Raw genomic sequence first — 11,536 nt, forward strand, 5'->3', positions numbered from 1 at the left:
CCGTGCTAGGTCCCGGTCGGTGAACGTTGCCGACCTCCGCGCCCGCCTGCTCGCCTGGTATGACGCCCATGCCCGCGACCTGCCCTGGCGCGTCGGCCCGGCCGAGCATCGCGCCGGCGTTCGTCCCGACCCCTACCGGGTCTGGCTGTCGGAGGTGATGCTGCAGCAGACCACGGTCCCCCACGCCACCCCCTATTTCCTCGGTTTCACCCGCCGCTGGCCGACCGTCACCGACCTCGCCAACGTTGAGGACGGCGACCTGATGGCCGCCTGGGCGGGTCTCGGCTACTACGCTCGCGCCCGCAACCTGTTAGCCTGCGCCCGCGCCGTGGCCCGCGACCACGGCGGCGTCTTCCCCGATACCGAAGAGGGCCTGCGCGCCTTGCCGGGCGTGGGCGCCTATACCGCTGCCGCCGTCGCGGCCATCGCCTTCGACCGACCGACCAACGTCGTGGACGGCAATGTCGAGCGGGTGATGAGCCGGCTGTTTGCGGTTGAGGACCCGCTGCCGGGCAGCAAGCCCGAACTGAAGGCCCTGGCCGCCGCCCTGGTCGATGATCACCGCCCGGGGGACTGGGCCCAGGCCTTGATGGACCTCGGCGCCACGGTCTGCAAACCGAAGTCGCCGATCTGTGACCGCTGCCCGATCTCGATGCACTGCGCCGCTTTGGCCCGAGGCGACCAGGACAGCTTCCCCCGCAAGACCAGAAAGGCGGCCCGCCCCCGCCGCCACGGCATCGCTTATGTGCTGACCCAGGGTGACGCCGTCGCCCTGGTTCGCCGCCCCGACAAGGGCCTGCTCGGCGGCATGCTGGGCCTGCCGACCAGCGACTGGACCGCCTCGCCCCCGCCCGTCGGAGAGGGCGCGCCTGCAAAGGCGGCCTGGCGGGAGGCCGGTGAGATCGAGCACGTCTTTACCCACTTCTCGCTGACCTTGAAGGTGTTCCGCGCCGAGGGCGATGCGCCGGACGTTGTCTGGACCCCGATCGAGACCCTCGACGCCCTGCCCAGCGTGTTTCTGAAGGCCGCGCGCCAGGCGTTGCTGGCGCCGCGCCTGCTCTAAGCCGCCATCCCCGCCCGCACCTTGCTGCGCAGCACATCGATCGGCGCCAGCCCGGCGTCGGTCTTGAACCGCCAGTAGGTCCAGCCGTTGCAGGCCGGGGCGCCTTCCATCATCGCGCCCATCTTGTGGATAGACCCGGTCAGGTCGCCGACCGCCAGGCTGCCGTCGGCCCGCACCCGGGCCGCCTTCACCCCCTTGGGGCACCAAAGCTCGTCGCCGGGGTTCAGCAGGCCCGCCTCGACCAGTTGGCCGAATGGCACGCGCGGTTCGGACCGCTTGGAGCCCATGACCTCCAGGTCCTGCGGCGCCACCGGCTGCACCTTGGCGATCCGCTCCTTGGCCACCGCGATGTACTCGGCCTCACGCTCGATACCGATGAACCGCCGTCCCAGCCGCTTGGCCGCCGCCCCGGTGGAGCCCGAACCGAAGAAGGGGTCGAGAATCAGGTCGCCGGGCTTGGACGTAGCCAGGATCACCCGGTGCAGCAGGGCTTCCGGCTTCTGGGTCGGATGGGCCTTGGAGCCGTCGGATTTCTTGACCCGCTCGTCGCCGGTGCACAGCGGGATGGTCCAGTCCGAGCGCATCTGGGTATCGTCGTTGAACACCTTCAGGGCGTCGTAGTTGAAGGTGTAGCGCTTCCCGCCCTTGGACTTGGACGCCCAGATCAGCGTCTCATGGGCGTTGGTGAACCGCGTGCCCTTGAAGTTCGGCATCGGGTTGGACTTGCGCCAGACCACGTCGTTGAGGATCCAGAACCCCAGGTCCTGCAGCGCCACGCCGACGCGGAAAATGTTGTGATAGCTGCCGATCACCCAAAGGGCGCCGTCGTCCTTCAGGACCCGCTGGCATTCCTTCATCCACTCCCGCGTGAAGCGGTCGTAGGCTGCGAAGCTCTCGAACTGGTCCCAGTGGTCATCGACCGCATCGACCTTGCTGTTATCGGGCCGCAGCAGGTCGCCGCCGAGCTGCAGATTGTAGGGCGGGTCAGCGAACACCAGGTCCACCGAACGGTCCGGCAGCGCCCGCAGCTGCTCGATGCAATCGCCGTGAAGGATGGTCTCGGACCCGAACGCCATTGGTAACCCCGTCAGAATGAGTCCGATCATTCTCGCGGCGTCGTGGTGAAGGCGCGGTTACGGGACGTGGTTAGCGAGAGATTACCGGCAGGCCCCTCGACTTCCGCGCGGGGAAATCGTGGATGGTTCTCGAACGCCTCCGCCAGAGAGGCTCCGGAGGATCCATGCCGTCGCTCGACCATCTCTACGAGTCCCGTCTCAGCCCCTTCTACCAGGACCATCACCACGCCTGGCGCGACACCCTGCGCCGCTGGGTCGACAAGGAGATCATGCCCTTCGCCGACCAGTGGGACGAGGCCGGCGAGTTCCCCCGCGAGCTCTACAGGAAGGCCTCCGAGATCGGTCTCCTGCGCCTCGGCTGGCCGGAGGAGTACGGCGGCATCCCCACCGACCCCTTCATGTCCATCGTCACCTCGACCGAGATGGCCCGCCACGGCGCCGGCGGTATTAACGCCAGCCTGATGAGCCACGGCATCGGCCTGCCGCCGATCCGCGCACTCGGGACCCAGGAGATGAAGGACCGGATCATTCCGCAGGTCCTCTCCGGCGAGAAGATCAGCGCCCTTGCGATCACCGAGCCGACCGGCGGCTCGGACGTCGCCAACCTCAAGACCACGGCGAGGCGCGAGGGCGACGAGTATGTCGTCAACGGCTCCAAGATGTTCATCACCTCAGGGATGCGCGCCGACTACTACACCGTGGCGGTCCGGACGGGCGGGGAGGGGGCCGGCGGCGTCTCCCTGCTGCTGATCGAGCGCGATCGGCCGGGCTTCACCCGCACCCCGCTGAAGAAGCAGGGATGGTGGGCATCGGATACCGCCGCCCTCTATTTCGACGATGTCCGCGTGCCGGTGGAAAACCTGATCGGGGCCGAGAACCAGGGCTTCGCCGGCATCATGAACAACTTCAACTCCGAGCGGATCGGCATGACCGCCGGCGCCGTCGGCTTCTCCAAGGTCTGCCTCGAGGACGCCCTGGCCTGGGCCCAGGAGCGCAAGACCTTCGGTAAGCGCCTCGCCGACCACCAGGTCATCCGCCACAAGCTGGCCGACATGTACAAGCGCATCAACGCTACCCAGTCCTGGCTGGAAACCCTGGCCTGGCGGGTGCAGCAGGGCGAAAAGCCCATCGCCGAAATCGCCCTGCTCAAGGTCCAGGCCACCGAGACGATGGAATACTGCGCCCGCGAGGCCATGCAGGTCATGGGCGGCAGCGGCTACATGCGCGGCGGCCGGGTGGAGCGGATCTACCGCGAGGTGCGAGTCTACGCGATCGGCGGGGGCAGCGAGGAAATCATGCGCGATCTGGCGGCCCGGCAGATGGGGATCTGACCCACCGGCGGGATTATCGAGCGCTGACGTTCGTGCGCTCGAACGGCAATTCCGGAACCAGCGGCGGCAAACCGCACACCTCCCGCACCGCTCCCCAGCTGACGCGATGCACCGGACTCGGCCCCAAGGTCCGCAGCGCCTCGAAATGGCTCTTGGCGCTGTACCCCTTGTGGCTGGCGAACCCGTACCCCGGATGCTCGGCGTCCAGCGCCACCATGACCCGGTCCCGCGCCACCTTGGCCAGGATCGAGGCCGCCGCGATCGAGGCGGAAATCCCGTCCCCGCCGACCACCGTCTTGACGTCGCACGGCAGCTTGAACCGATAGTTCCCGTCGACCAGCGCATAGACCGGCTTCACCGACAGCGCCTCGATCGCCCGGCACATCGCCAACCCCGCCGCGTGCAGAATGTTCAGCTCGGCGATCTCCTCGACGCTGGCGAATCCCACCCCGAACGCCACCGCCCGCAGCTTGATCTCGAACTCCAGCTCCTCGCGCTGCCTGTGGTTCAACTTCTTGGAGTCGTTCAGCCCCTTGGGCAGCCGCTTGCCGGGATCGAAGATCACCGCCCCGGCGCTGACCGGCCCGGCCAGAGGCCCACGGCCCGCCTCGTCCACCCCGCAGACCGGGGCGGGGCAGGCGCGTTCGAGAAGCAGGTCAGGCTTTTTGGCCATGGCTAAGGTGTCGGCACTCTTCGTGGCGGAAACAGGTCGTCAAGTGATCGTTGACCATCCCGACCGCCTGCATGAAGGCATAGACGATCACCGGCCCGGTAAACTTGAAGCCCTTGGCCTTCAAGGCCTTGGCCATCGCCTCGGCCTGCGGCGTCTTCACCGGCACGTCGCCAAAGCCCGTCCATTCATTCTGCACCGGCGCCCCATCGACGAAGTCCCACAGGAAGGCGCTGAAGTCCTCGCCCCGCTCGCGCATGTCCAGCCACAGCCGCGCGCCATTGATGGCCATGTCGATCTTGGCGTTCGACCGCACGATCCCGGCGTTGGCCATCAGCCGGGCGCGATCCTCATCGCCGTACCGCGCCACCTTCTCCGGATCGAACCCGTCGAAGGCCTCCCGGAATGCCTCGCGTTTCTTCAGAATGGTGATCCACGACAGCCCGGCCTGGAACCCGTCCAGCACCAGCTTCTCCCACAGCGCCCGCGCGTCCCACTCCGGCACGCCCCATTCGGTGTCGTGGTAGTCGATGTAGATCTGGTCCTTCACGCCAGGCCAGGGGCAGCGAATCAAACCGTCGGTCATGCCGATGTTGCTAGCATGTTCCTTCGGGGGTGGCTTCAGAACGCAACGGTCGCAGACACGAACACCCGGCCTTCATAGTTCTCGCCTCGCTCATGGCTGTCGGTGTCGTACCAGCGCAGGTCAAGCGCCAGCCGGTCCATTGCCTGCCAGGTCACCCCGGCGTTCCAGGCGCGATAATCGGCCCCGCCATCCTGCTCCCGCGCCCCATAGGTGGCCGAGACCTCCCAGCTCTCCGCCAGCTTGCGGCTGACCTGCGCCTCGATCCACCAGGCGGCATCGGTGGCGGCATAGTTGTCCGGGCTGTACTCGACCCGCAGGCGCAGCTCAGTCCCGGCCACCGGCAGGGTGGCGTCGGCCCGCGCTTCGAACCAGGTATCCTGGAACCCATCGTCGGTACCCGGCATGTGCTTAAGCATGCCTCGCAGGTCGATGGTCACCGGGCCGAGCTCATGCTCTGTCGCGGCGTAGAGGTGCAGCTCGGCATCGCCCCCCTGGCTGACTTTGGCGTTGCTGGCCCAGAAGCCTGTGGTGACCGGCCCGAAGTCATAGGTCGCGTCCAGCTGCAGCGCCGGATCGCCGTCGCTCTTGCCGGTTCCCTTGGAGATGTACTCGCTGGCGGCTTCCACCTCGACGGACCAGGCCTTCTCCTGCGCCATGGCGGCGGGGGCGAACAGACCGGCGAAGGCGCTGGCGGCGAGGGAGGCGGGGGTCAGACGGGCGGTCATGCCCCCCACATAGTCCGTCCTCAGATGATCTTGAAGAGCTTCAGGCCCTGATAAAGGCAAAGGAACAGCACCAGGAAGCCCACCAGCCAGGTAAAGATGCGCACCGGCACCAGTCGGGTGACCCATCCGGCCAGCGGCGCGGCCAGCACCCCGCCGACCACCAGGCCCGCCACCGCGGCCGCGTGATCCAGCAGGCCCTCGGCGTTTTGCCAGTGCCCGGTGAGCAGGGCGGTGACGAAGGCGACGCTGATCGCCACGGTGACGAAGAACTCGGCGGTGTTGACCGTGCCGATGGAATAGCGCGGCTCGGTGCCGCTGCCGACCAGGGCGCTGGTCACTGTCGGACCCCAGCCGCCGCCGCCGGTCGCGTCACAGAACCCGCCGACCAGGCCGAGCGGCGCGATCAGCTTGGGCGAGGTCGGCGTCCGGCTCGGCCCCTTGTAGGCCCGCCACAGGATCACGCAGCCCATGATGCCCAGGTAGCCGACGATGAACGGCTTGATGGTGTTGCCGTCGATCCCGGTCAGCACGTAGGCGCCCAGCACCCCGCCGATGACACCCGCGATCGCCAGGGGGAAGAACATCTTCCAGTTGACGTTCTTGTGGGCCACATGGCTTGAGGCCGAGGCGGCGGTCGTGAACACTTCCGCCGCATGCACGCTGGCCGAGGCCGTCGCCGGCGGCACGCCGACCGACAGCAGGACGGTGGATGACACTACGCCATAGGCCATACCCAAGGCGCCATCGACAATCTGCGCTCCAAACCCGACGAAAAAGAAGGTCAGGAAGTCGTTCCAGGGAAAGTCGGGCATGCGGGCTCCGGCAACGGGGTCCATCGCACCTAGCGGTGCAATACCTACAGGTCAAATAGGAATAAAACTAACCGGCCTTTCAGCACTGCTGATCGCTTGGGAAACGCCTCTCGAAGGCTTAGGTTACGCACACCATGAGCCACGACCATACCCACCTTCGACCCTGGCGCCATATCGACCGGCGCAAGTCGCGGCAGATCTTCGTCGGCAAGGTGCCGGTGGGGGGCGACGCCCCCATCGCCGTGCAGTCGATGACCAACACCCTGACGGCCGACGCCAACGCCACCATCGGCCAGATCCGCCAGCTGGAAGAGGCGGGGGCCGATATCGTCCGCGTCTCCTGCCCGGACGAGGAATCGACGGCCGCCATGCCGGCCATCGTGCGGGCGTCCCAGGTCCCGATCGTCGCCGACATCCACTTTCATTACAAACGCGGCATCGAGGCGGCCAAGGCCGGCGCCGCCTGCCTGCGGATCAATCCCGGCAACATCGGCAGTCCAGACCGTGTCCGCGAGGTGATCCAGGCCGCCCGGGACCATGGCTGTTCCATGCGCATCGGCGTCAACGCCGGCTCGCTGGAGCGCGACCTGCTCGAAAAGTACGGAGAGCCCTGCCCCGACGCCATGGTCGAGAGCGCGCTCAGCCACGCCCGCATCCTGCAGGACCATGACTTCCACGACTTCAAGATCTCGGTGAAGGCGTCCGACATCTTCATGACCGTTGCCGCCTACCAACAGCTGGCGGAGGCCATCGACTGTCCCCTGCACCTGGGCATCACCGAGGCCGGCGCCCTGCGCACCGGCACGGTCAAGTCGGCCATCGGCATCGGCAATCTGCTCTGGGCCGGTATCGGCGACACCATCCGCGTCAGCCTGGCCGCCGACCCGGTCGAGGAGATCAAGGTCGGGTTCGACATCCTCAAGTCGATGGGCCTGCGCCACCGGGGCGTGAACATCATCGCCTGTCCCAGCTGCGCCCGGCAGGGCTTCAACGTCATCAAGACAGTGGAGGCCCTGGAGGAGCGGCTGGCCCACATCTCCACCCCGCTGTCGCTGTCGATCATCGGCTGCGTGGTCAACGGTCCGGGCGAGGCCCTGATGACCGATCTGGGCTTCACCGGCGGCGGCAAGGGCGCCGGCATGGTCTACATGGCCGGCAAGCCCGACCACAAAATGGACAATGACCGCATGGTCGACCACATCGTCGAGCTGGTCGAGAAGAAGGCTGCAGAACTGGCCGCCGCCGACGCGCTGCATGCGGCGGAATAGCGCACCCACCCTTGTGGGGGACGACTTTCTATAGTCTGGTCGGGTATCCGACACTGCGTTAAAATAACGACGTTACCTATAGCGTTGGCGTGTAACGGCGGGAGGACCGTCGGCAGGCCGCGGGAGCCGACATGGGATCCAGGGATCAGCAACGTCGTGATGAAGCCAGGCTGATCAGCCGAGTATGCGGCGGCTATCTGCTACGCTCGCTGAAGACCTTCGCCGCCCTGCTGGATCACGATTACGGGCTGACGGTTGTCTACCTTGCCATACTGCAGGCCAACCTAGGCGCCCTGGAGGAGGATGCCGACCTGGCCCTCCGCTATGCCGGCCTGGACGAAACCCCGCCCGAAGCCCTGTACCGGCCGATCAGCGTTCATGCCCTGGCCCAGACCCTTCACATGCCCTACGAGACCACGCGCCGGGGCGTCGGGCGGTTGATCGAGCTTGGCTTCGTCAGTCGTGTCAGCCGCAACGGCGTCATCGCCCTCTCGGCCCGCCAGGCCCATCCCGACTGCAAACAAGCCATCGAGGCGGACGCCATGGACGCGGGCCGCATGTTCGCCCATCTGCGCCGGCTGGGCGTGGACGGCGTGGCTTAGACCGGCCCCAGGCGCAGGTCGAAACTGGCCGTCAGCCCCTCGGCCTCATAGGCCAGCTCCACGGTTCCACGCAGGTCGTGGGTCGCGGTGCGCTCGATCAGGCGCGAGCCGAAACCGCGCCGGGTCGGCACGGCCGTCACGGGTCCGCCGCGCTCGCGCCAGACCAGGATCAACCGCCGTTCGTCTTCCGCCAGCTCTTCGCAGGACCAGCTGACGCTCACCCGCCCTTCCTGCGTGGACAGGGCCCCGTACTTGCCGGCGTTGGTGGCCAGCTCATGGACCACCAGGGCCGTGCTCAGCGCCTCGGCCGACGATAGCCGCACCCTCGGGCCCTCCAGCGACGCCTTGCCCGGTCCGTACGGTTTGAACTCGCTCTCCAGAACCTCCGACAGGTCCGCCCCGGTCCAGCTGCTGGCGGTCAGCAGGTCGTGCGCCGTCGACAGGGCCAGCAGCCGGTTTTCGAACGCCTCGCGGAACTGGGCCGGCTCCGGGCTGGCGCGCAGCGTCTGGGCGGCGATCGACTGGACCGTGGCCAGGGTATTCTTCACCCGATGGTTCAGCTCGTCGAGCAACAGCCGCTGGCGATTGGCCGCCAGCCGTTCCTCGGTCCGGTCGGCGCCCTGGACGAACACCCCGGCGACCACACCCTCGGCGTCGAAGATCGGCTGGTAGGTGAAGTCCAGGAACACCTCGCGCGCCAGGCCGTCGGCGCCGGTCAGCACCACCGGCGCCCCGGTCATGCCGGTCGGCTGGCCGGTCGCCATCACCCCGTCCAGCAGGGTCACGAACCCCTGGTCCACCACCTCGGGCAAGGCCTCGGCCACGGTCCGCCCCACCACCTGCCGGCCACCGACCAGTTCGGCGTAGGCGTCGTTGGCGAAGGTGAAGACATGCGTCGGCCCGCTCAGCACCGCCATGAACCCGGGGGCCTGGCGGAACAGCCGGGCGAAATCCTCACTCTGCTGCAGCAGGGTCGAGTGCGCCCGCTCGGCCTCCTGCGCCCGCTGCAGCAGGGCCACGCCACCCGGCGTCGCGCCGGGCGGCAGGGCCGCGGCCGCCGCCACCCTCTGCCAATCGGTGACATCGACGGTGTTCTGCAGCACGAACTGAACCGCCCCGTCCGCGCCCCGGATCGGAATGTGGGTGGCGGTCCAGTACCGGTCTTCCATACCGCCGTCGGCGAGGGGGATCGCATAGTGGATGAAGGCGAGAGTGTCGCTCTGCCCCGTCTCGAACACCCGTTCCAGACTCTGTCGCAGCCGCCGACCCGCCTCACCGGAATTGGGAAAGGCGTCGAACATGCCCTTGCCGATCAGCTCGGCGCGCGAACGGCCGGTCGCCTGCTCATAGGCGACGTTGACCGCCACGAACCGCAGGTCGCGGTCGAGAATGTTGTGCGGGCCGGGCAGCACCTCGAACAGGCTGGTGAAATCGATGCGGTGCAAGCAGGTCCCCGGACGGCCCAACCACGGGCGTGGCGCCGCTCCCCATCGGCGGCAAGGCCAACATAGGGCCAAAGACCGCCCACGCCAGTCCCGCGCGACCCCTCGCCACAGGCGCCCGCGCGGGGCGTACGATTTCCAGCCGGTAAACCTCCCAAACGTTGCACTCGGCTCGCCACAACGCACTTTGTTACCGGGTTTGGGTTAGCATTTCGGGTAATCGCAATGCAGCCGCCATCCCCTGTCAGCATGACGCCGCCCCCGGCAGGCGCCGCCCGGGGACTCGCCCTATATTCCCGCCCGTGACCGACGAGACCACCACGCCCCAAGCCCCAACACCCGAGGGCCAGAACTCCGAGGGACTCACCACCGAGGCCGCCGCCCTGCGCGCCGCGGCCCTGATCAAGTTCCACGCCGCCCGCCTGCCGGACGGCCCCGGCGTCTACCGCATGTACGGCGAAGACGGCGAATGCCTCTACGTCGGCAAGGCCAAGTCCCTGAAAAAGCGCGTCGTCCAGTACGCCCAGGGCCGCTTCCACACCAACCGCATCGCCACCATGGTCGATCTCACCCGGTCGATGGAGTTCGCCTCCACCCGCACCGAGGCCGACGCCCTGCTGCTCGAGATCAACCTGATCAAGAGCCTAAAGCCCCGCTTCAACGTCCTGCTGCGCGACGACAAGTCCTTCCCCGAGATCGTCATCCGCCGCGACCATCCGGCCCCCCAGTTGCGCAAGCACCGCGGCGCCCACAGCTTCAAGGGCGACTACTTCGGCCCCTTCGCCAGCGCCAACGCCGTCAACCGCACCCTCAACACCCTGCAGAAAGCCTTCCTGCTCCGCTCCTGCAGCGACAGCGTCTACGACACCCGCACCCGCCCCTGCATGCTGCACCAGATCCGCCGCTGCGCCGCCCCCTGCACCGGCCTGATCGCGCCCGACGACTACCAGGCCCTGGTCGAACAGGCCGGAGACTTCCTGCGCGGCAAGTCCCGCCTGGTGATGAAGCGGATGAGCGACCAGATGCAGGCCGCCTCCGACGAGATGGAGTTCGAGCTCGCCGCCCGCCTGCGCGACCGCATCCGCGCCCTGGCCGCCGTCGCCCAGGAAACCACCGTCAACCCGGAGACGGTGGACGAGGCCGACGTCTTCGCCCTCCACGCCGAGGCCGGCCAGGCCTGCGTCCAGGTGTTCTTCTTCCGCGCCGGCCAGAACTGGGGCAACCGCGCCTACTTCCCCCGCATCGACAAGGCCGACACCCTGGCCGAGATCATGGGCGCCTTCATCGGCCAGTTCTACGACGACAAGCCCATCCCCCGCCTGATCCTGGTCAGCCACGACCCCTTCGAGACCGAGCTGCTGGCCGAGGCCTTCTCCATGAAGTCCGGCCGCAAGGTGGAGATCGCCCTGCCGAGACGCGGCGAAAAGCGCGGCCTGGTCGACGAGGCCCTGACCAACGCCCGCGAAGCCCTCGGCCGCCGCATGGCCGAGACCGGCGCCCAGGCCAAGCTGCTCCAGGGCCTGGCCGAAGCCTTCCAGCTGGAGGCTCCGCCCGAACGCATCGAGGTCTACGACAACAGCCACATCCAGGGCACCAACGCCGTCGGCGGCATGATCGTCGCCGGCCCCGAGGGCTTCCAGAAGAACCAGTACCGCAAGTTCAACATCAAGGGGACCGACCTCACCCCCGGCGACGACTTCGGCATGATGAAGGAGGTCCTCCGCCGCCGCTTCTCCCGCCTGGTCAAGGAGGAGGAAGCCGGCGGCGACATCACCGCCCCCCGCCCGGACCTGGTGCTCCTCGACGGCGGCGCCGGCCAGCTCTCCGCCGCCCAGGAAATCATGGCCGACCTCGGCGTCGACGACATCCCCCTGGTCGGCGTCGCCAAGGGCCCCGACCGAGACGCCGGCCTCGAACGCTTCTTCCTCCCCGGCCGCCCCGCCCCCTTCATGCTCGAACCC

At 67.9% G+C, this 11,536-nt stretch carries 11 protein-coding genes; 5 read left to right on the top strand and 6 right to left on the bottom strand.

Annotation, left to right across the window (positions count from 1 at the left end; genetic code table 11):
* Nucleotides 1-19 precede the first annotated feature (19 nt).
* Nucleotides 20-1,063 carry an A/G-specific adenine glycosylase gene (mutY, locus tag GVN21_RS18065; protein ID WP_166576136.1) on the top strand — a complete coding sequence of 348 codons (1,044 nt, stop codon included), beginning with the start codon at nt 20-22 and terminating at the stop codon, nt 1,061-1,063.
* On the opposite strand, the gene GVN21_RS18070 is transcribed toward mutY, so the two are convergent.
* Nucleotides 1,060-2,139 carry a site-specific DNA-methyltransferase gene (locus tag GVN21_RS18070; protein WP_166576137.1) on the bottom strand — a complete coding sequence of 360 codons (1,080 nt, stop codon included), beginning with the start codon at nt 2,137-2,139 and terminating at the stop codon, nt 1,060-1,062. The two genes, mutY and GVN21_RS18070, sit on opposite strands and share 4 nt — an antisense overlap.
* A 164-nt stretch (nt 2,140-2,303) precedes the next feature.
* Between GVN21_RS18070 and GVN21_RS18075 the strand changes: the two genes are divergently transcribed.
* Entirely contained in the window at nt 2,304-3,470 is a 1,167-nt protein-coding gene (locus tag GVN21_RS18075) for an acyl-CoA dehydrogenase family protein (RefSeq protein WP_166576138.1), read from the top strand.
* A gap of 13 nt (nt 3,471-3,483) precedes the next feature.
* Here the strand turns inward: GVN21_RS18075 and GVN21_RS18080 are convergent, their stop codons facing one another.
* The 4 genes from GVN21_RS18080 to GVN21_RS18095 are packed head-to-tail and all read right to left on the bottom strand — an operon-like array spanning nt 3,484 to nt 6,263.
* Nucleotides 3,484-4,143, bottom strand: a complete 660-nt coding sequence (locus GVN21_RS18080) for a ribonuclease HII (protein WP_166576139.1) — start codon at nt 4,141-4,143, stop codon at nt 3,484-3,486.
* Complete coding sequence (locus GVN21_RS18085) at nt 4,127-4,726, bottom strand: DNA-3-methyladenine glycosylase I (protein WP_166576140.1); 600 nt, start codon at nt 4,724-4,726, stop codon at nt 4,127-4,129. Before GVN21_RS18085 ends, GVN21_RS18080 begins: the two co-directional genes overlap by 17 nt.
* Before the next feature lie 35 nt (nt 4,727-4,761).
* Nucleotides 4,762-5,451: a TorF family putative porin gene (locus tag GVN21_RS18090; protein WP_166576141.1), complete on the bottom strand. Its 690-nt coding sequence runs from the start codon at nt 5,449-5,451 to the stop codon at nt 4,762-4,764.
* A 20-nt stretch (nt 5,452-5,471) separates the two neighbouring features.
* Nucleotides 5,472-6,263: a sulfite exporter TauE/SafE family protein gene (locus GVN21_RS18095; RefSeq protein WP_166576142.1), complete on the bottom strand. Its 792-nt coding sequence runs from the start codon at nt 6,261-6,263 to the stop codon at nt 5,472-5,474.
* A gap of 134 nt (nt 6,264-6,397) precedes the next feature.
* Here GVN21_RS18095 and ispG point away from each other — a divergent pair, with 134 nt between their 5' ends.
* Nucleotides 6,398-7,531, top strand: coding sequence for a flavodoxin-dependent (E)-4-hydroxy-3-methylbut-2-enyl-diphosphate synthase (gene ispG / locus GVN21_RS18100; protein ID WP_166576143.1), 1,134 nt, complete (start codon nt 6,398-6,400; stop codon nt 7,529-7,531).
* Between the two features lie 131 nt (nt 7,532-7,662).
* Nucleotides 7,663-8,133 (top strand): hypothetical protein, encoded by a 471-nt coding sequence (locus GVN21_RS18105; RefSeq protein ID WP_166576144.1) that lies wholly within the window; start codon nt 7,663-7,665, stop codon nt 8,131-8,133.
* Here the strand turns inward: GVN21_RS18105 and GVN21_RS18110 are convergent.
* Nucleotides 8,130-9,578, bottom strand: a complete 1,449-nt coding sequence (locus GVN21_RS18110; protein WP_166576145.1) for an HWE histidine kinase domain-containing protein — start codon at nt 9,576-9,578, stop codon at nt 8,130-8,132. The two genes, GVN21_RS18105 and GVN21_RS18110, sit on opposite strands and share 4 nt — an antisense overlap.
* 380 nt (nt 9,579-9,958) lie before the next feature.
* On the opposite strand from GVN21_RS18110, the gene uvrC reads away from it, so the two are divergent.
* Nucleotides 9,959-11,536, top strand: a 1,578-nt coding sequence (uvrC, locus tag GVN21_RS18115; protein WP_205690165.1) for an excinuclease ABC subunit UvrC, incomplete at its 3' end; no start/stop codon positions are given.

The sequence above is a fragment of the Caulobacter sp. SLTY genome (assembly GCF_009905535.1).
Lineage (GTDB): Bacteria > Pseudomonadota > Alphaproteobacteria > Caulobacterales > Caulobacteraceae > Caulobacter.